The sequence below is a fragment of the Ciceribacter sp. T2.26MG-112.2 genome (genome assembly GCF_900492205.1).
GTDB classification, from domain to species: Bacteria; Pseudomonadota; Alphaproteobacteria; order Rhizobiales; family Rhizobiaceae; genus Allorhizobium; species Allorhizobium naphthalenivorans_A.
Map to the genome: position 1 here is coordinate 188612 of NZ_UEYQ01000002.1, position 18937 is coordinate 207548.

The window sequence follows — 18937 nt, forward strand, 5'->3', positions numbered from 1 at the left end:
AGTTCGACGAAATCCGAAGCGATTTGGAACAGGCATGCGACAGTGCCGCCGCCCTTATATTCCCGGAGGCTGTGGCCACGTCTTGACGCCGCCGGTCCAGGTTTCGAACAGCTTGGAGAGCTTGAGCACCCGCATGTCGTCGAAGCGTGGGCCGACGATCTGCAGGCCGATCGGCATGCCGCTCTTGGAGAAGCCGCAGTTGATCGAGGCGGCCGGCTGTTCCGACATGTTCCACGGCACGGTGAAGGCGATGTGCTCGAAGGGCTGTTCGGGGTCGTTTGTGGGCGAGGCCCAATCGGCCGGGTAGGAGACGATGGGATTGGTCGGCGTCAGCATCGCATCGACCGTGGTGAACAGCCTGCCGCAGGTCTTGCGCATCTCAATAGTCTGGCCAAAACCCTGCACCGCCTCGACGCCGGTGACGTCTGCGCCCTTCTCCGCCCATTGATAGATATAGGGCAGGATCTTCGCGCGGCGTTCGTCGGGGAGGTTGCGGATATCGCCCCAGAATTTGGCCCGCCAGAACATGTCCAGCCCGTCGAGCATGGCGCGCGTCATCACCGGCTCGACCTCGAAGACCACGGCGCCCGCATCCTCGAAGCGTTTGGCCGCCGCCAGCACCGCGTCGCGGATCTCCGGCTCGGCGCCGAGGCCGCAGCCGGCGTCGAGCATCACGCCGATCCGCATGCCGCGCACGTCGATCTCGTGATCCATCCAGTCGAACTCGTTGGGAGGCAGACTGGTGCCGTCGCGCCAGTCGGGCCGCGACAGCGTCGCCATGGCGATCGCCGCATCGTCGACGCAGCGCGTCATCGGCCCGGCGCAGCGGCCGACATAATAGGGATCGACAGGAATGCGGCCATGGCTCGGCTTGAAGCCGAACAGCCCTGTCCATCCGGCCGGCAACCGCACGGAACCGCCGATGTCGGTGCCGATGTGCAAGGGGCCGTAGCCGGCCGCGCCGGCCGCCGCCGCGCCTGCGCTTGAGCCGCCAGGGTTCTGGCTGAGGTCCCAGGGATTGCGGCTCAAGGGGTGGAAGCTGGACAGGCCGGAGGACAGCATGCCGTAGTCGGGGCAGGTGGTCTTGGCGAAGATCACCGCGCCGTCCTCCTTCATCCGGGCGGCGACCGGCGCGTCCGTCTCGGACGGGATCAGTTCGACTGCCGCCGTGCCGAGCGGCACCGGCTGGCCCTTGGTGGCGATCAGTTCCTTGAGCGTCACCGGAATGCCGTCGAGCATACCCTGCGGTGCGTCCCTGAGCCAGCGTTCCGTCGAGGCTTTCGCCTGGGCGCGAGCGCTCTCCGGATCATAGGCATAGAGAGCGGCGATATGCGGCTCGAAGGCTTCGATGCGCGCCTCCACCGCCAGCCAGTATTCGTAAGGGGACAGCGTTTTCGCCCGGAAATGGGCGAGGAGATCCTTGATCGTCAAATGCAATAAATCGGTCATGTCGACATTCCGTCTCTGCTCAAATGCATTGGCTTGATCGTCTCTGGTCAGTCCGCCGAAGGTGGTCGTGCCGCCATGTCCTCGGCCCTGTGGCAGGCGGCGCGGCGCCCCGGTGCGATCGTCCGCAACTCGGGCCGCTCGGTGGCGCAGCGCGCGACGGCCAGCGGACAGCGGCTGCGGAAGGCGCAGCCGCTGGTCTCGGCGAGCGGGGCAGGGGGTGGCGCGCGTTCGGAAGGCTGCGGACGGCCGAAGCGCTCGATGCTCGGCTCGGCATCGGCCAGCACCTTAGTATAGGGATGCAGCGACTGTGCGAAGACCGCATGCGCCGGCCCCGTCTCCACCAGCCGCCCGCGATACATCACGCCGACCCGGTCGGCGATGCAGTCGACCACGGCGAGATTGTGGGTGATGAACAGGAAGGTTACGCCGCGCTTCTCGCGCAGGTCCATCAGCAGGTTGAGCACCTGTGCCTGTACCGACAGGTCGAGGGCCGAGACCGCCTCGTCGGCGACTACCAGCTTCGGTTGGGTGACCAGCGCGCGGGCAATGGCGATGCGCTGGCGCTGGCCGCCGGAGAACTCGTGCGGATGGCGCTCGGCGTGCTCGGCCTTCAGCCCGACGCTTTCCAGCATGTCGACGACCCGGTCCTTGATCTCGGCCCGCCCTGGTCTGCGCGCCAGCACATGCAGCGGCTCGGCGACGATGCGGCCGACCTTCTGGCGCGGATCGAGCGAGCCGAACGGATCCTGGAATACCATCTGGAAATTCTCGCGCCTGCGCATGAGGTCCTTCGGCGGCAGCGAAAAGAGATCGTCGCCGTCGAACAGGACATGGCCGGAGGTCGGCCTGTCGAGTGCCATGACGAGCCGCGCAAGCGTCGACTTGCCGCAACCGCTTTCGCCCACCACGCCAAAGATTTCGCCAGCGTCCACGGTGAGCGACACGGCGTCGAGGGCGCGGGTGTGGTGCGGCGCGCCGAACAGGGAGTGGCTGACATAGTCGCGCGACAGGGCGCGGATATCGAGGAGGAGGGGCTCGCTCAACGGGGACCTCCAATCCTGCCAGAAACGAGTCTGGCTCCGGGGAGGCACCATGCGTGACTTGCCCCCCTCTGCCCTGCCGGGCATCTCCCCCTCGAGGGGGGAGATTGATAGGCGACACGCACGCCGTCCCAATCAAATGTCACCGTTTGGGGATTTTGGATTGACTGTACTCTGCCTGTACCATTGACGCTTGCCACCTTTGGTCTCCATCGAGCGGCATCCGTTTGGCCGATCTCCCCCCTTGAGGGGGAGATGCCCGGTAGGGCAGAGGGGGGTAGCCGCGCAGTCCGCAAATCCGGCCAACCCATCACTTCACCTCCTCTTCCGCCCGGATGCAGCGCACGCCGCGTCCGTCGGCAAAGCTCGTCCAGCCGGGTTCGCCGGCATGGCAGGCGGCGATGACCTCCGGACAGCGGTCGGAGAAGACGCAGCCGGCGGGTAGCCGGTTGAAGCCCGGCACCGTGCCGCGAATGGTTGAAAGCCGGCCGCCGTCGCCGATGCGTTTCGGCACGGCGGCGATCAGTCCGCGCGTATAAGGATTGCGCGGTGCCGTCAGGACGTCGCGGGTCGCGCCTTCCTCCATCCGGCGCCCGGCATACATGACGATGGTACGCCGGCACATGCGGGCGATCACGCCGAGGTCGTGGCTGACCAGCATCAGCGCCATACCGTATTCGCGGGCCAGTTCGCCGAGAATGTCGAGCACTTCGGCCTGCACCGTGACGTCGAGCGCGGTCGTCGGTTCGTCGGCGATCATCAGGGCGGGCTTCAGCGCCAGCGCAATGGCGATGCCGACGCGCTGGCGCTGGCCGCCGGACATTTCGTGCGGATAGGTCTTCGCCCGGCGTTTCGCATCGGGGATCCGCACCTGGTCGAGCAAGTCCACGGCTTGCGCCCGCGCATCGTGCCAGGACAGGCCGCGGTGCCACACCAGCCCTTCGGCGATCTGGTCGCCGATGGTCATGGCCGGATTGAGCGCTGTCATCGGCTCCTGGAAGATCATGCCGATGCGGTCGCCGCGGATCTCGCACAGCCGTTCTTCCGATGCGGCAAGCAAGTTTTCGCCGGCAAGCGCGATCGTGCCGCTGGCTTCCGCGACGCCGGGAAGAAGCCCCATGATCGAAAGTGCCAGGAGCGACTTGCCCGAGCCGCTTTCGCCGACCACGCCGAGCGTATCCCCGACTTCGAGGTCGAAGGCGATATCGGTCAGGATTGGCAGGTGGCTTCCGTCGCCGTGGCGGATGGAGACTGAGAGATCGCGAACGGAAAGGAGAGGAGTGTCGGTCACGGTCACATCCTCCCCTTCTCACGCGGATCGAGCAGGTCGCGCAAGCCGTCGCCCAGCATGTTGAAACCGAAGACGGTGAGCGCGATGGCGAGACCCGGCAGGATGGCGAGCCAGGGAGCGAGGGCGAGATAGGTCTGGGCGTCGGCCAGCATGCGGCCCCAAGTCGGGGCCGGTGGCGGCATGCCGAGACCGAGGAAGCTCAGGCCCGCTTCTGTCAGGATCGCCAGACCGAGCTGGATCGTCGCCTGGACGATGATCTGGTTGGAGATGTTCGGCAGCACGTGTTCGACCGTGATCAGGAACGGCCCCTTGCCGGCGCCGCGGGCGGCGAGCACATAGTCGCGTGACCAGATCTGCTGCGCGGCGCTGGCCGTCACGCGGGCGAAGACCGGCACCATGAAGACGGCGATGGCGATGATCGCGGTGAACCGGCCCGAACCCATCAACGCGCCGAGCATCATGGCCGAGAGGATCGGCGGCACGGCGAAGATCACGTCGTTGGCCCGCATGACGAAGGCTTCGGTCAGCCCCCTGCGAGCGGCGGCGAGCACGCCAAGCGCCGTGCCGAGCGAGCCGCCGAGCGCCACGGCAGCGGCGGCGGTCGACAGCGAATTCCATGCACCCACCATCAGCATGGAGGCGATGTCCCGGCCGAACTGGTCGGTACCGAGAAGGCCGAAGGCGAGCGGCGGCTTCAGCTTGTGGATGATCTGCATCTTGGCCGGCGGCAGCGGTGTCCAGACGAGCGAGACCAGGGCGATCGCCACGAGCGCCAGGATGATCGCGCCGCCGATCGCCAGATTGGGCCGGCGCAGCAAGAGCCACGGGCTGTAGGCCGCAGGTCTGGCCTTGGTGTTCTCGACGGGGGCGCTCATCGGCCGCGTCCTCTCAGCCTGGGGTCGAGCACGAGATAGGAGAGGTCGACCAGGAAGTTCATGACGATGACGAGGCCGGCGAAGAATAGCACGACGTCCTGCATGACGATCACGTCGCGCTGGGTGAGTGCCTGATAGGCGAGGCGGCCGAGGCCGGGCAGGTTGAAGACGTTCTCGATCAGGATGGCGCCGGCGATCAGGAAGGTGAATTGCAGGCCGAGAATGGTGATGACCGGCACCAGCGCATTGGGCACCGCATGGCGCCAGAGTGCGGCACGGCGCGGTAGGCCCTTGGCACGGGCGGTGCGGACGAAATCCTCGTGCAGCACTTCGAGCACCGAGGACCGCGTCACCCGCGTCAGCACGCCGGCCTGCGGCAGGGCAAGGGCCACAGCCGGTAAGAGCAGGGCCTTGAGCCCGGCGATGAGGCCGGCCTCCCAGCCGGGAAATCCGCCGGCCGGCATCCAGCCGAGTGCGATCGAAAAGGCAAGGATCAGCAGGAGCGCCACCCAGAAGCCGGGCACGGCGATGAACAACTGGGAGAGCACGCCGGCGAGATAGTCGAAGCTCGAATTGCGTTTCGCCGCCGAGGCGACACCGAGCGGGATGGCGATCGCCACCGAGATCAGGATCGCCATCACGGCAAGCGGCAGGGTGACGGCAAGCCGTTCGGCGATCAGACCCGCCACCGGCACACCATAGGTATAGGACGTGCCGAGATCGCCGGTCGCCAGGCCGCCGAGCCACAGGAAATAGCGCACCGGCAAGGGCTGATCGAGGCCGAGTTCGTGGCGAAGGGCGGCCAGCGTGTCCGGGCTTGCCGACGTGCCGAGCATGATCGCCGCGGGATCGCCGGGCAGCACGTCCATGACGACGAAGATCAGGGCGGAGACTGCCGCGAGCGTCAGGACGAGACTTCCGAGCCGCCGGGCAATGAGGGTCAGCATGGGAGGCCATTCCCCGGCGCGACCAGGCTCGTACTTGCCTGTCTGGCGGCGGCGGTCGGGATACCCCCCTCTGCCCTGCCGAGCATCTCCCCCTCAAGGGGGGAGATCACCCGCAGCCGCCATCGTGCGAACTCCTGAGCGACGCAAGGCATTGCAAAATGAGGACCGAAGCGTGCGTATGAAATGACCCGCCTGCCCAAGCCAGCGGCACTGCGCCATGGGACGCTGCGGCCGGGCAAAGCTGAGCCGCCTTCGATCTCCCCCCTTGAGGGGGAGATGCCCGGCAGGGCAGAGGGGGGTGTCATGCGCATGAGCGTTCCGTGAAGGCCAGACAAACCGCGCTTGGTTCTTTCCGCCCTCACTCCTCCCAATAAACCTCGGTCAACACATTGGACGGGATGGGTTCGTTTTCCCACAGGCCCTTGAGCTTCTTGTCCCAGATGCCGAGCTTGGGCATGACGAACAGGAACAGCGCCGGCACGTCCTCGGCGAGGATCTTCTGCGCCTCGCCATAGAGCCTGTCCTGCTCGGCCGTGTCGGACGTCGCCTCGATCTTCTTCAGGATGTCGTTGAAGCCCGGGTTCTTGTAGCCGAAATAATAGGGGTCGCGGGCATAGATGTCGATGTCCATCGGCTCGGCATGGGCGACGATGGTCATGTCGAAGTCGCGGCCCTTGAATACGTCCTGCACCCATTTGGCCGGGAACTCGGTCGGTTCGATGTTCATCGTCACGCCGATCTCGGCAAACAGCGCCTGCATTACCTGGGCCGAGCGCGGCGCATAGGCCATCTGCGGCGTCTTGATGGTGAAGGTGAAGCCGTCCGGATAGCCGGCCTCCGCGAGAAGCGCCTTCGCCTTTTCCGGATCGTAAGCGTAGGTGCCGGTGAGGTCGACATAGCCACGGTCGTTGGGCGTATAATGGCTGCCGATCGGCGTGCCGTAGCCGGACCAGGCGCCGTCGACGATCACCGAACGGTCGAGCGCCATCATCAGCGCCTGGCGCACGCGCTTGTCATCGAAGGGTTTGCGCTCGTTGTTCATGCCGGCCACGACCTTGAGCTCGGTATTGCCGATCACGGTCGCTAGTCTCGCGTCGTCCTTGAAGCTCTCCACGAGCTCCGGCGCGCCGAATTCGGGGAAGGCGTCGACATCACCGGATTTCAGTGCAGCGGCCTGGGCCTGCGGATCGGCGATGAAGCGGAAGGTGACCTTGTCCAGCTTCACCTTGACGTCCTCGTTCCAGTAGTCGGGATTGGCGGCAAGCTCGACCTTGTCGCCCTTGGCCCAGTTGACGAACTTGAACGGGCCGGTGCCGATCGGCGTGGTCTTGGCCTCGGCCGCGCTCTTGGTGCCGACGATCACCGAGGATGGCCAGCCGAGCCAGTAGAGCAGGCTGCCGGCCGGCTCCTTCAGCTTCAGCACCAGCGTTGCGGCATCCGGCGTCTCGATCGTGTCGATGGCGGCGAAGAAGCGCTTCTGCGGGTTGACGCTGTCGGCGCCGCGGGCGCGCTCCAGCGATGCCTTGGCCACGGCCGAGTCGAAGGCCTCGCCGTCATGGAACTTCACGCCCTCCTCGAGCTTGAAGGTATAGGTCAGGCCGTCCGCCGAAATCTCCCAGCTCTTGGCCAGTTGCGGCTTGATCTTGCCGTCGCGGTCGATCGTCACCAGGCCCTCGAAGACGTTCTGCCAGGTCACCTGGCCGATGGCCACGGGCGCGGCGATCGTCGGGTCGAGCCCGGTCGGCTCGATGGTCATGCCGAGCGTCAGGTCCTTCTCCGCGGCCAGCGCCGGGCCGGAGAGGATGACGGCCACGGTAGCGGCCAGGCCGAGGGCAAGACTGCGGAGGAGGTTGGGCCTGACGGCCGGCAAAGCATCGGTCATGAAATTCCCCTGTTCCTGGCGCTCTTACCGTTCCGGCATATTGGCCGATGGCGCACTGCAACAAATACTGGCATCTCGCCGGCGCGGGCACAATGCGGTTTTTTGTGTTTGCCGCGTCGTGCAAGCGCCAGTCCGGTGCCCCCGCCCGGCGAAGGCCAGCCGTGTGCCGGGCGAGGACAGGAGAAACCGCGACCGCCGGGTCAGCGGAGGACCACGATGAAAAGAATCTCGGACCCCGACGGGGCCGCGTTTTCAGGCGACGGCCATCCGACCACCGGCGGAGTTGCCCCGCCCTTCGCCGTCGCCGGCCAGCATGCCCGCCTGGCGGGCAGCGGCAATGAACGCCTTGCGGGCGACGTCCGCCGCCTCGTCGGTTTCGATCGCCAGCCGGCACCAGCGCTTGGCCCGTTCATAGGCGACACCGCTGCGGGTCGGCCATTCCTCCTCGAGGAAATAGAGCGCGTCGTAGGGCTCGCGGAACGTCCGCTCCAGTCCTGATTGCAGGGTGAGTTCGACCGGATCGGTCCAGGTGGAATTTCCAGGGGGCATTACCTTCTCCATTGCGCCGACACGAACACGCGGAAAGGGAAAAAGTTCCTTGGAAATTTTGCCTTTATTTCAACTGTTTGTGAGTCCGTGTGCCGCTCACGCCGTGACGGCGGCTGATAGCGACGACGGCTCGTCTGCCCAGTCCGTTCCGGTGCAGGCGTCGCGTTGCCTGAGCCAATCTGCCGTCGCCTCGCCCGCCCATTCGGCGGCCTCCGAGAGGCTTTCTCCGCCAACCAGGGCATGCAGCAGGGCGGCGCTGAAACTGTCGCCGGCGCCAATCGTGTCCCGGCTTGATACCGGATGGACGGCATGCACGTCGCGGCGCTCGATGCCGTCGAACAGGGTGATCGCACGTGGGCCGTCGGTCAGGGCGAGTTGTCTCAGCCGCGGGCCCGAAATCTTTGTGGTCTTCTGCCAGATCTGCTCGAGGCTCTCTCCGGGAAAATCGGCTTTTGAACCGACGATGATGTCGGCGGGCCGTGGCGTGGGGGTGCCGAGCGGGAATTGGGATACGACCAGCGAGGCCTGTTCCAGCGACTGGAGGATTGCGTCGCACAGCCGGGCGCCGTTGACGTAGAAGGCCCTGCCTTTCACCGGCGCCGAAAGCGAGAAGCCCCGGCTGGCGCGCTTTTCGTCCGACAGAATGGTCCGCTCTCCGTTCGGCTCGAGCAGGATGTCGGCACATTCCGTCTCTCCCTCCACCGTGCCGACATGGGTCAGGTCATAAGCCTGGCGGGCCAGAACGTCGCGCGCCCAAACGCCGTAGCGATCGTCCTTGAGCGTCGAAACAAGGCAGACCGAATGGCCGAGGTCCATTAGCCGCCGCGCCGTGTAATATCCGCCGCCCCCCAGCCGCACGCGCCGGTCCGACCAGGATATCCGTGCGCCGGAACGCAAGGGTGCGTTCAGTCGCCAGATTCGGTCGTGGTTGATGTGGCCGATCACGATGATCGGGCCGCTTGCCGGCGGAGGGGAAGTGCGCATGCGGTGTTTGAAGCCCTTCTGTCTTGCGCCGCGGATGGCTTGATCCGTCTTTTTCGCCGTTTGCCGGAACCGCGCCGCGCTCGTGCCCATTTCTTGCCCAAGGATGAAGAGAGCGCAAGGAGATTGACTGTGACGATCAGGGCCGTTGTCTGGGGCGAGAATATCCACGAGCATACCAATGAGATCGTTCGCGGCATTTACCCGAAGGGAATGCACTCGACCATTGCGGCGGCGCTGAATGCCGACGATGGCATCGGGGCAACGACCGCGACATTGCAGGAGCCGGAACACGGGCTGAGCGTCGAGCGGCTGGCTTCAACCGACGTGCTGGTATGGTGGGGTCACAAGGACCACGGGGCGGTCTGCGACGACGTGGTGGAGCGCGTGGCACGGCGTGTCTTCGAGGGCATGGGGCTGATCGTCCTGCATTCGGGCCATTTCGCCAAGCCGTTCAAGCGGCTGATGGGTACGCCCTGCGCGCTAAAATGGCGCGAGGCCGGCGAGCGCGAGCGGATCTGGACGGTCAATCCGGGGCATCCGATCGCCGAGGGCATCCCGGAAAATTTTGTCCTGGAAAACGAGGAAATGTATGGCGAGTTCTTTTCCGTGCCGGAACCGCTGGAGACCGTCTTCATCTCGTGGTTTGCCGGCGGCGAGGTGTTTCGGTCGGGCATGACCTGGCGCCGCGGCGCGGGCAATATCTTCTATTTCCGACCAGGCCACGAAACCTACCCCACCTATCACGACGCTACCGTGCAGCGCGTGATCCGCAATGCGGTCAAATGGGCCCACAATCCGCGTCCCGCCTATGCCGGCGTGCATGATGCGCCGAACGTGCCGGTCGAGCGTGCGCTCGAGCCGATCGCCGAGCGCGGGCCGAAGCTGCACCAGGCCGGCGAAGAGGGCTACAAGTGATGATGCCGATCCGTCTCCTCGTGCTGGGCACGGGCGGCATGGCCAATACCCATGCGATGAATTTTGCCACGCTTCCCGATGTGCAGCTGGTCGCGGCGGTCGATGTCGATCTCGCCAGGGTGCGCGCCTTCGCCGCGCGCCACGATATCGCCCAAACCTTCACCTCGCTCGACGAGGCCATCGGCTGGGGCGAATTCGATGCCGTGACCAATGTCACCCCGGACCGCATTCATCATCCGACGACGCTTCCCATGCTCGCCGCCGGCAAGCACGTGATGTGCGAGAAGCCGCTTGCCGAGACCTATGCCAAGGCGGACGAAATGGCGACGGCGGCCGAAGCCTCGGGTCTCGTCAACATGGTCAACCTGACCTACCGCAATGTCGCGCAGGTGCAGAAGGCGCGGCAGATGGTGATCGATGGGGAGATCGGCCGGGTGCGCCACATCGAGGCGTCCTATCTGCAGAGCTGGCTGGTGTCCAAGGCCTGGGGCGACTGGGCGAGCGAGAGCCAGTGGCTGTGGCGGCTTTCCACCAAGCACGGGTCCAACGGCGTGCTGGGTGATGTGGGCATCCATATCCTCGATTTCGCCGGCTTCGGCGCAGCGACCGAGATCGACCATGTCTTCGCCCGGCTGAAGACCTTCGACAAGGCGCCGGGCAACCGGATCGGCGAATATGATCTCGATGCCAATGACAGCTTCACCATGACTGCCGAATTCACCAACGGCGCCATGGGCGTCATCCACGCAAGCCGCTGGGCGACCGGCCATCTGAACGAGCTTCGCCTTCGCGTTCACGGCGACAAGGGCGCGCTGGAGGTGATCCACCGGATCGACGGTTCGCGACTGAGGGCCTGCCTCAAGGAAGATGTGGAAACGGCGGTTTGGAAGGAGATCGAGGTCGACCCGGTCGAGACCAACTACCAGAAGTTCATCGCCGCAATTCGCGGCGGATACATGCAGGAACCGAGCTTCCGCCATGCGGCCAACCTGCAAAAAATTCTCGACCTCGCCCTGGTGACGGAGCGCGAACGGCGCGAACTTGCCGTTTAGGCGGCCGAAGCCCTTCTCCCCGGCGGGGAGAAGGTGGCGCGCAGCGCCGGATGGGGGGAGCCTCGAAGACTGGCGTCAAGCCTCAGTAGACGACCGTAACCGCCGCCTTCTGCTCCACCGACTTCAACGCAGCGTCGGCCAGCGCCAGCGCGATCAGGCCATCCTCGGCCGAGGGAGAAAGGGGCGTGCCCTTTTCCAGACTGTCGATGAAGGCCGAGATCTCGGCGGCATAGGCGGCCGTGTAGCGGGTCATGAAGAAGTCGTGCAGCGGCGGGCGGGTGTAGCCGTCCTTGGTGGCGACCTCTATCGACACCGGCCTCTGGTTTTCCGCCGAGACGGCGCCGAGCGAACCGTGCACCTCGATGCGCTGGTCGTAGCCGTAGGAGGCTCGGCGCGAATTGGAGATCAAGGCCTGGCGGCCGCTCTTGGTGGTCAGGATCAGGCTCGCCGAGTCGTAGTCGCCGAGTTCGCCGATCTTCGGGTCGACCAGGACCGAGGCGGAGGCCATCACGGTTTCGATTTCCTCGCCGAGCAGGAAGCGGGCCATGTCGAAGTCGTGAATGGTCATGTCGCGAAAAATGCCGCCCGAAACCTTGATATAGTCGGCCGGCGGAGCACCGGGATCGCGGCTGGTGATCGTCACCATCTCGACCTTGCCGATGGAGCCCTTGTCGATTTCCCGGCGCACGGCCTGGAAATGCGGGTCGAAGCGGCGGTTGAAGCCGAGCATGACCTTGCCGCCGACCTTGCGCACCGTTTCCAGGCAGGTCCGGGCGCGGGCGACGTCGAGGTCGATCGGCTTTTCGCAGAAGATCGCTTTGCCGGCCTTGGCGAAGCGTTCGATCAGGTCAGCATGGGTATTGGTCGGGGTGCAGATGATGACGGCGTCGATGTCCTTGTCGACCTCGATCTCGTCGATGGTCTTCACCGCCGCTCCGGAGGCTTCTGCAATGGCCTTGGCCGCCTCGGGAAAGGCGTCGGCGACAGCGACCAGTTTCGCCCGCTTGTCCTCGGCGATCGCGCGCGCATGTACCTTGCCGATCCGTCCGGCGCCCAGAAGGGCCAGTTTCGTTACCATCGTCTTCTCCTCCCTTGGTCGCCTTGCCGATCAGGCCTCAAGCGCCCTAAACACCGTTTGTGCCGGCTCCTCGTTTCGCCTTGCCATCCTGGCGGCGGCACTGAGGCGTAGATCGCCGAATGGAACCAAAACTCCATTTGGAATATTAATTCTATTTTGCTAGATTGCGATATCGCTTGTGTCAAGCGGCATTGCGGAAAGGACAGTCATGACGGAAACCGGCGGACCAGCCAGCATCAAGGCGTTCGAGGAACGATTGCTGGAAGTGTCGGAAAGCCTGCCGAAGCGGCTGCGCCAATGTGCCGACTATGTCGCCGCCAACAAGGACCGGATCGCGGTCTCGACCGTGGCGGAAATGGCGGAAGGCGCCGGCGTCCAGCCGTCGGCCTTCATGCGCTTCTGTCAGATCCTCGGCTTTTCCGGCTTTTCCGAAATGCAGAAGCTGTTTCGCGATTCCTTCGTCGGCGGTTGGCCGGATTATTCCACACGCCTGCAGCACATTCGTGACATGGGCGAGGGCAGCCCGACCGCCTTGCTCGCCGAATTCGTCGAGGCTGGTCGCACCTCGCTCGAGGGCCTGCTGAAGTCGGTCGAGCCGGACATGCTGGAACGGGCGGTCGATGTGCTTGCGAGCGCCGGGATGATCCACATCATCGGCCTGCGCCGCTCCTTCCCGGTCGCCAGCTACATGGCCTATGCGCTGGAAAAGATGAATGTTCCGGCCATGCTGCACAGCGCCGTCGGCAAGCTGGAAAATCACCACGCGATCAGGCCGGGTGACGCGCTGCTGGCGATCACCTTCTCGCCCTATTCCGCCGAGACCATGGAACTGGTCGAGGAGGTGGCGAAGAAAGGGATTCCGATCGTCGCCATCACCGATACGATCGTCAGCCCCTTGCGCCGGTTCGATGCGATTGCGCTCTCGGTCTCCGAGGTCGATTTCGGTGCCTTCCGCTCGCTCTCCGCGACACTGTGCCTTGCGATCACGCTCTCGGTCGCGGTGGGAACGGCGCGACAGGAGTCTTGAATATTTGTATTGAAAATTCCAAAAATGGAATTTAAAGTCCATTCCAAGAGGAGAGGAGGCCGTGGTTCCGCGGCCGCCTGACGGAATGGACGGCGAGGCCAGCGACCCGCCGCCCAAAGGGAGGTTTGCTTGGCACAACTCGATCTGATCACGATCGGACGCTCGTCGGTCGACCTTTATGGCGTACAGGTCGGCGGTCGGCTCGAGGACATGGCCTCCTTCAACAAGTATATCGGCGGTTCGCCCACCAATATCGCCGCCGGCACGGCCAGGCTCGGGCTGAAGTCCGCCGTCCTGACCCGGGTCGGCGACGAGCACATGGGCCGCTTCATCCGCGAGCAGCTGTTACGCGAGGGCGTCGATGTGCGCGGCGTCAAGACCGATCCCGAGCGGCTGACCGCGCTTGTGCTGCTCGGCATCCGCGACGAGCACCAGTTTCCGCTGATCTTCTACCGCGAGAACTGCGCCGACATGGCGCTCTGCGAAGACGATGTCGATCCCGACTTCATCGGCGCGGCGCGCTGCGTGCTGGCGACCGGCACCCATCTGTCCCACCCCCGCACCGAAGCGGCGGTGCTGAAGGCGCTGAAGATCGCCCGCGACGGTGGCGCGAGGACCGCGCTCGACATCGACTACCGCCCCAATCTCTGGGGGCTCGCCGGCCATGGCGCGGGCGAAAGCCGCTACGTCGAATCCAGGGCCGTCACGACCAAACTGCAGGCGACGCTGCATCTGTTCGACCTGATCGTCGGCACGGAGGAGGAATTCCACATCGCCGGCGGCACGACGGATACGGTCGAGGCGCTGAAGGCCGTGCGCCGCGTGTCGAAGGCGGCACTGGTGTGCAAGCGTGGCGCCATGGGCGCCGTGGTGTTCGAAGGCGTGATACCCGACAGTCTCGACGATGGACAGGCAGGTCAGGGCTTCCCGATCGAGGTTTTCAACGTGCTCGGCGCCGGCGACGGCTTCATGTCCGGCCTTCTGAAAGGGTGGTTGACCGGCGAAGACTGGCCGACCAACCTCAAATTCGCCAATGCCTGCGGCGCCTTCGCCGTCTCGCGCCACGGCTGCACGCCGGCCTATCCGAGCTGGGAAGAGCTGCAGTATTTCTTCAAGACTGGCATCCGCAACAAGGCGCTACGCAAGGACGAGGCGCTGGAGCAAGTGCACTGGTCGACCAATCGCAAGGGCGACTGGTCCAGGATGCGCGTCTTCGCCTTCGACCACCGCATGCAGCTGGAGGCCATGGCCGACGAGGCGGGCGTCCCGCGCGAGCGGATCGGCGCTTTCAAGACGCTCTGCCTGAAGGCGGCGCTTGATGTTGCCGGTGGCGTCCCCGGTTACGGCATCCTCTGCGACAGCCGGCTCGGCCGTGACGCGCTTTATGCGGCGAGTGGCTCGGGCCTGTGGATCGGCCGCCCGGTCGAATGGCCGGGCTCGCGCCCGTTGACGCTCGAGCCCGAACTGGGGCCCGACTTCGGCGGTCTGGTGGAATGGCCGGTCGAAAACGTGGTCAAGGTCCTGTGCTTCTATCACCCCGACGATACGGCCGAGATGCGGGCCGAGCAGGAGGCGACCGTGCTTCGGCTCTTTGCCGCCGCCCGCCGCAACCGCCTGGAAATGCTGCTCGAGGTCATTCCGTCCAAGGTCGGCCTGACCGATGACGACACGGTTTCCAGGATCATCGACCGCTTCTACGAGATCGGCGTCTATCCCGACTGGTGGAAGCTGGAGCCGATGCGCACCGAAGCCTCCTGGGCCAATGCCTGCGCCGCCGTCGAGCGTCATGATCCCTTTACCCGCGGGATCGTCGTGCTCGGTCTCGATGCGCCGCAGGCCGAGCTGGAGGAAAGCTTTGCCCTTGCCGCCCGCTTTGCGCTGGTGAAGGGTTTTGCCGTCGGGCGGACGATTTTTGGCGAGGCGGCACGCAAGTGGCTGTCCGGTGCGATCAGCGACGGCCAGGCCGTGGAGGAGATGGCGCAGCGCTACCGCAGCCTCTGTTCCGTTTGGGACAAGGCGCGGCAAGGACTGGGTGCCCAGGGAGAAAAGGCATGAAGACGGTGAGACTGACGGCGGCGCAGGCGATGATGCGCTACCTCGCCAACCAGCTGAACGAGGACGGCGTTCCCTATATCGCCGGTGTCTGGGCGATCTTCGGCCACGGCAATGTGGCGGGCATCGGCGAGGCGCTCTACGGCGTGCGGGATCGGCTGCAGACGCTCCGCGGCCAGAACGAGCAGTCGATGGCCCACGCCGCGATCGCCTATTCCAAGCAGCTACGCCGGCGACGCGCCATGGCCGTGACCTCGTCGATCGGCCCGGGTGCGGCCAATATGGTGACGGCGGCGGCGCTTGCCCATGTCAACCGCCTGCCGGTGCTCTTCATTCCGGGCGACGTCTTCGCCAATCGCGGGCCTGATCCGGTGCTGCAGCAGCTGGAGGATTTTGGCGACGGCACGATGACGGTCAACGACTGCTTCAAGCCGGTTTCCCGCTATTTCGACCGCATCATGCGGCCCGAACAGCTTCTGACGGCCCTGCCGCGCGCCCTGCGCACCATGACGGATCCGGCGGATTGCGGGCCGGTGACGCTGTCCTTCTGCCAGGACGTGCAGGCCGAGGCTTACGATTATCCCGAGAGCTTCTTCGAGCCGAGGATCTGGCGCCAGCGCCGGCCGGAGCCCGATGCGCACGAGTTCGAGACGGCGGTCGCGGCGCTGAAGGCGGCGAAGAACCCGATCATTGTCGCGGGCGGCGGCGTGCATTTTTCCGGCGCCACGGACACGCTCAAAGCCTTCGTCGAGAAACACGGCATCCCGGTCGTCGAAACGCAGGCCGGCAAGTCGGCGCTCGCCTGGGACCACGATTACAATTTCGGCCCGGTCGGCGTGACCGGCGCCGAATGCGCCAACATCATCGCCGAAAAGGCCGACCTGGTGTTCGGCGTCGGCACGCGCTTCCAGGATTTCACCACCGGCTCCTGGGGCCTGTTCAAGAACCCGGAGCGGCGCATCCTGGCGCTCAACGTCCAGGCCTATGACAGCACCAAGCACGACGCGATCCCCCTGATCTCGGACGCGAAGATCGGCCTTGAAAGACTGTCGGCCGCGCTCGGGGACCATCGCTTCACCCCACCGGATTCCGCCATCAAGGCCAGCTGGTTCGCCAAGGCCGATGCCGTCACCGCACCGCCGAAGGATGGCAATGCACTCCCGACCGACATGCAGGTGATCGGCGCCGTACAGCGCCAGTCGCGCGACAACACGGTCGTCATGTGCGCGGCCGGCACCATGCCGGGCGAGCTGCACCAGCTGTGGAAGGCCAAGCTGCCGCTCTCCTACCACATGGAATACGGCTTCTCCTGCATGGGCTACGAGATTGCCGGCGGCCTCGGCATCAAGATGGCCGAACCGGACCGCGACGTCATCGTCATGGTCGGCGACGGCTCCTACATGATGATGAATTCGGAGCTCGCGACCTCGGTCGCCATGGGTCTGAAGATCACGGTCGTGATCACCGACAATCGCGGCTACGGCTGCATCAACCGGCTGCAGATGGGCACCGGCGGCGCCGAGTTCAACAATCTCTACGCCCATACCAATGTCCATCCGATGGCGATCGACTTTGCCGCGCATGCCGCCTCCATGGGGGCGAGCGCCCGCAAGGTCTCCTCGATCGCCGAGCTGGAAGAGGCGCTCGCCGCCGCACGCGACGCGACCGTCACCACGGTCATCGTCATCGATACCGATCCCTATCCGACGCCGGAAGCCGGCGGGCATTTCTGGGACGTCGCCGTTCCGGAAGTCTCGCCCCGCGCCGAAGTCAATCAAGCCCGTCTCCGCTACGAGGCGGCCCTCAAGGAAAGAGGCTAAGCATGATCTCCTATGGTACCAATCCGATTGCCTGGTCGAACGACGACGATCGCTCGCTTGGCGCCCATATCAGCCTTGAGCGGTGCCTCGACGAAACCGCGATGATCGGCTTCGACGGCATCGAGAAGGGGCACAAGTTTCCGCAGGATCCGGCCGGCCTCAAGGCCGTGCTCGAGCCGCGCGGCCTGCGCTACGTCTCGGGCTGGCATTCGCTGAACCTGCTCACCCACACGATCGAAGAAGAAAAGGCGGCGATGCAGCCGGCGCTCGACCTGCTGAAGGCCATGGGCTCGAAGGTGATCATCGTCTGCGAGACGTCGAATGCCATCCACGGCAATGACGCGGTGGCGGTCAACGACCGTCCGAAGCTCTCCGAAGCCGACTGGGCCAGATTCGGCGCCGGCGTCGAGGCGCTGGCCGAATATGCCGCCGCCCAAGGCATCGCGCTCGTCTATCATCATCACATGGGCACGATCGTCGAGAGCGAAGAGGAGATCGACAAGCTGATGGCCCATACAGGCCCGCATGCAAAACTCCTGCTCGACACCGGCCATTGCCTGTTCGGCGGCGGCAATCCGGAGCGGGTGGCGAAGAACCACATGCACCGCGTCGGCCACATCCATGCCAAGAACATCCGGCCGGTGATCGCCCGGCAGGTCCGGGACGAGAACCTCTCCTTCCTCGAAGGCGTTCGCCGCGGCGTGTTCACCGTGCCGGGCGACGCGGAAGGCGGGGTCGACTTCCTGCCGGTCTTGCGGATCGCCGCCGAGCATGGTTACCAAGGCTGGTTGGTCATCGAGGCGGAGCAGGACCCGGATGTCCGCAATCCCTTCGAATATCAGAGCCTTGGTTTGAAATCGCTGAAGGCCATGGCCAGGGAGGCCGGGCTGGACAAGGAGACAGCGTGAAATTTCTCGACCCGCAGCATCCGTTCTTCAAGCCGCTCTGGCGCCGCATTCTGACCGTCGTCGCGCCGGTGGCCTGGGGCCTCGTCGAGTTCTCGAACGGTGAGGCGGGCTGGGCCATCGTCTTCATCGGGGCAGCGGCCTATGCGGGTTACGAGTTGTTCCTGGCACCGCAGCCGGCGCCGGGTGAAAAGCCCCAGGCTGACGAGACGGCCAGGGACGACAAGGGAGACGAGGGATGAACAATCTGCTGCGCAAGCCGAAGGGTTCCTCCGGCAAGGTGCATGACATCACGCCCGCCGATGCCGGCTGGGGCTATGTCGGTTTCGGCCTCTATCGGCTGAAAGCCGGCGAGACGGCTTCCGAGCCGACCGGCGAGACAGAGGTCATTCTCGTTCTGGTCGAGGGCAAGGCGCAGATCTCGGGCGAGGGAAAGGACTTCGGCGAACTGGGCGACCGCATGAGCGTCTTCGAGCGCACGCCGCCGCACTGCGTCTATGTGCCGGCCGGTTCCGACTGGTCGGCGACGGCCACCACCGACTGCACGCTTGCCGTCTGCACGGCGCCCGCCATGCCCGGCCGCGAGGCGCAGGTGATCGGCCCGGCCGGTATCTCGCTGGTTGAGCGCGGCAAGGGCGCCAATACCCGCTATATCTATCCGATCGCGATGGAAGATCGTGACGTGGCCGACGCGCTGCTGGTCACGGAAGTGTTCACGCCGTCGGGCAACTGGTCGTCCTATCCGCCGCACCGCCATGACGAGGACAGGTTTCCCGAGATGACCTATCTTGAGGAGACCTACTATCACCGCCTCAACCCCGCGCAGGGTTTCGGCTTCCAGCGCGTCTTCACCGAGGATGGATCGCTTGACGAGACCATGGCCGTTTCAGACGGCGACGTTGTGCTGGTGCCCAGGGGGCATCACCCCTGCGGCGTGCCCTATGGCTATGAGATGTACTACCTCAACGTCATGGCCGGACCCTTGCGCAAGTGGCGCTTCCAGAACCATCCGGATCACGACTGGATCTACCAGCGCGACAATCCGTAAGCGCTCAACGACGTTTCAAAATT

The 18937-nt window shown here is 65.2% G+C and carries 17 protein-coding genes; 8 read left to right on the forward strand and 9 right to left on the reverse strand.

The window, feature by feature from the left end; translation table 11 throughout:
* Positions 1–54: 54 nt before the first annotated feature.
* The 8 genes from DYZ14_RS04440 to DYZ14_RS04475 form a co-directional block, all read right to left on the reverse strand.
* The gene (locus DYZ14_RS04440; protein ID WP_154719570.1) at positions 55–1449 is read right to left on the reverse strand and encodes an amidase; all 1395 of its coding nucleotides are present in this window, start codon (positions 1447–1449) and stop codon (positions 55–57) included.
* 47 nt (positions 1450–1496) lie between these two features.
* Positions 1497–2492, reverse strand: coding sequence for an ABC transporter ATP-binding protein (locus DYZ14_RS04445; protein WP_154719571.1), 996 nt, complete (start codon positions 2490–2492; stop codon positions 1497–1499).
* A 307-nt stretch (positions 2493–2799) separates the two neighbouring features.
* Positions 2800–3780, reverse strand: a complete 981-nt coding sequence (locus DYZ14_RS04450; protein ID WP_154719572.1) for an ABC transporter ATP-binding protein — start codon at positions 3778–3780, stop codon at positions 2800–2802.
* Between the two features lie 2 nt (positions 3781–3782).
* The gene (locus DYZ14_RS04455; RefSeq protein ID WP_154719573.1) at positions 3783–4655 is read right to left on the reverse strand and encodes an ABC transporter permease; all 873 of its coding nucleotides are present in this window, start codon (positions 4653–4655) and stop codon (positions 3783–3785) included.
* The gene (locus tag DYZ14_RS04460; protein WP_154719574.1) at positions 4652–5602 is read right to left on the reverse strand and encodes an ABC transporter permease; all 951 of its coding nucleotides are present in this window, start codon (positions 5600–5602) and stop codon (positions 4652–4654) included. Before DYZ14_RS04460 ends, DYZ14_RS04455 begins: the two co-directional genes overlap by 4 nt.
* A gap of 358 nt (positions 5603–5960) precedes the next feature.
* Positions 5961–7484 (reverse strand): ABC transporter substrate-binding protein, encoded by a 1524-nt coding sequence (locus tag DYZ14_RS04465; protein ID WP_154719575.1) that lies wholly within the window; start codon positions 7482–7484, stop codon positions 5961–5963.
* A 252-nt stretch (positions 7485–7736) separates the two neighbouring features.
* A complete protein-coding gene (locus DYZ14_RS04470; protein WP_154719576.1) occupies positions 7737–8033 on the reverse strand; it encodes a DUF982 domain-containing protein in 297 nt (98 codons plus the stop codon).
* 96 nt (positions 8034–8129) lie between these two features.
* Positions 8130–9017, reverse strand: coding sequence for a PfkB family carbohydrate kinase (locus DYZ14_RS04475; protein ID WP_154719577.1), 888 nt, complete (start codon positions 9015–9017; stop codon positions 8130–8132).
* Between the two features lie 129 nt (positions 9018–9146).
* On the opposite strand from DYZ14_RS04475, the gene DYZ14_RS04480 reads away from it, so the two are divergent.
* Both DYZ14_RS04480 and DYZ14_RS04485 read left to right on the forward strand, forming a co-directional pair.
* Complete coding sequence (locus DYZ14_RS04480; protein ID WP_195949821.1) at positions 9147–9932, forward strand: ThuA domain-containing protein; 786 nt, start codon at positions 9147–9149, stop codon at positions 9930–9932.
* Positions 9932–10984, forward strand: coding sequence for a Gfo/Idh/MocA family protein (locus tag DYZ14_RS04485; protein WP_195949843.1), 1053 nt, complete (start codon positions 9932–9934; stop codon positions 10982–10984). The genes DYZ14_RS04480 and DYZ14_RS04485 overlap by 1 nt, the downstream gene beginning before the upstream one ends.
* 82 nt (positions 10985–11066) lie before the next feature.
* Here DYZ14_RS04485 and iolG read toward each other — a convergent pair whose 3' ends face one another.
* On the reverse strand, positions 11067–12062 hold the full coding sequence (gene iolG, locus DYZ14_RS04490) for an inositol 2-dehydrogenase (RefSeq protein WP_154719579.1): 996 nt from the start codon (positions 12060–12062) through the stop codon (positions 11067–11069).
* A 208-nt stretch (positions 12063–12270) separates the two neighbouring features.
* Between iolG and DYZ14_RS04495 the strand changes: the two genes are divergently transcribed.
* The 6 genes from DYZ14_RS04495 to iolB all read left to right on the forward strand — a co-directional run bounded on the left by DYZ14_RS04495 (position 12271) and on the right by iolB (position 18914).
* Positions 12271–13089: a MurR/RpiR family transcriptional regulator gene (locus DYZ14_RS04495; RefSeq protein ID WP_154719580.1), complete on the forward strand. Its 819-nt coding sequence runs from the start codon at positions 12271–12273 to the stop codon at positions 13087–13089.
* Between the two features lie 129 nt (positions 13090–13218).
* On the forward strand, positions 13219–15144 hold the full coding sequence (locus DYZ14_RS04500; RefSeq protein ID WP_154719581.1) for a bifunctional 5-dehydro-2-deoxygluconokinase/5-dehydro-2-deoxyphosphogluconate aldolase: 1926 nt from the start codon (positions 13219–13221) through the stop codon (positions 15142–15144).
* Entirely contained in the window at positions 15141–16961 is a 1821-nt protein-coding gene (gene iolD, locus DYZ14_RS04505; RefSeq protein ID WP_154719582.1) for a 3D-(3,5/4)-trihydroxycyclohexane-1,2-dione acylhydrolase (decyclizing), read from the forward strand. The genes DYZ14_RS04500 and iolD overlap by 4 nt, the downstream gene beginning before the upstream one ends.
* Positions 16962–16963: 2 nt before the next feature.
* Positions 16964–17869, forward strand: coding sequence for a myo-inosose-2 dehydratase (gene iolE / locus DYZ14_RS04510; protein WP_154719583.1), 906 nt, complete (start codon positions 16964–16966; stop codon positions 17867–17869).
* A complete protein-coding gene (locus DYZ14_RS04515; RefSeq protein WP_154719584.1) occupies positions 17866–18108 on the forward strand; it encodes a hypothetical protein in 243 nt (80 codons plus the stop codon). Before iolE ends, DYZ14_RS04515 begins: the two co-directional genes overlap by 4 nt.
* Positions 18105–18914 carry a 5-deoxy-glucuronate isomerase gene (gene iolB / locus DYZ14_RS04520; protein WP_154719585.1) on the forward strand — a complete coding sequence of 270 codons (810 nt, stop codon included), beginning with the start codon at positions 18105–18107 and terminating at the stop codon, positions 18912–18914. The genes DYZ14_RS04515 and iolB overlap by 4 nt, the downstream gene beginning before the upstream one ends.
* The last annotated feature ends 23 nt before the right edge of the window (positions 18915–18937 follow it).

Coding starts and splice junctions, on each gene's coding strand:
- iolB (WP_154719585.1), top strand. CDS start 18,105: ATGAACAATCTGCTGCGCAAGCCGAAGGGTTCCTCCGGCAAGGTGCAT.
- iolE (WP_154719583.1), top strand. CDS start 16,964: ATGATCTCCTATGGTACCAATCCGATTGCCTGGTCGAACGACGACGAT.
- DYZ14_RS04485 (WP_195949843.1), top strand. CDS start 9,932: ATGATGCCGATCCGTCTCCTCGTGCTGGGCACGGGCGGCATGGCCAAT.
- iolG (WP_154719579.1), bottom strand. CDS start 12,062: ATGGTAACGAAACTGGCCCTTCTGGGCGCCGGACGGATCGGCAAGGTA.
- DYZ14_RS04455 (WP_154719573.1), bottom strand. CDS start 4,655: ATGAGCGCCCCCGTCGAGAACACCAAGGCCAGACCTGCGGCCTACAGC.
- DYZ14_RS04460 (WP_154719574.1), bottom strand. CDS start 5,602: ATGCTGACCCTCATTGCCCGGCGGCTCGGAAGTCTCGTCCTGACGCTC.
- DYZ14_RS04440 (WP_154719570.1), bottom strand. CDS start 1,449: ATGACCGATTTATTGCATTTGACGATCAAGGATCTCCTCGCCCATTTC.
- iolD (WP_154719582.1), top strand. CDS start 15,141: ATGAAGACGGTGAGACTGACGGCGGCGCAGGCGATGATGCGCTACCTC.
- DYZ14_RS04470 (WP_154719576.1), bottom strand. CDS start 8,033: ATGCCCCCTGGAAATTCCACCTGGACCGATCCGGTCGAACTCACCCTG.
- DYZ14_RS04495 (WP_154719580.1), top strand. CDS start 12,271: ATGACGGAAACCGGCGGACCAGCCAGCATCAAGGCGTTCGAGGAACGA.
- DYZ14_RS04465 (WP_154719575.1), bottom strand. CDS start 7,484: ATGACCGATGCTTTGCCGGCCGTCAGGCCCAACCTCCTCCGCAGTCTT.
- DYZ14_RS04475 (WP_154719577.1), bottom strand. CDS start 9,017: ATGCGCACTTCCCCTCCGCCGGCAAGCGGCCCGATCATCGTGATCGGC.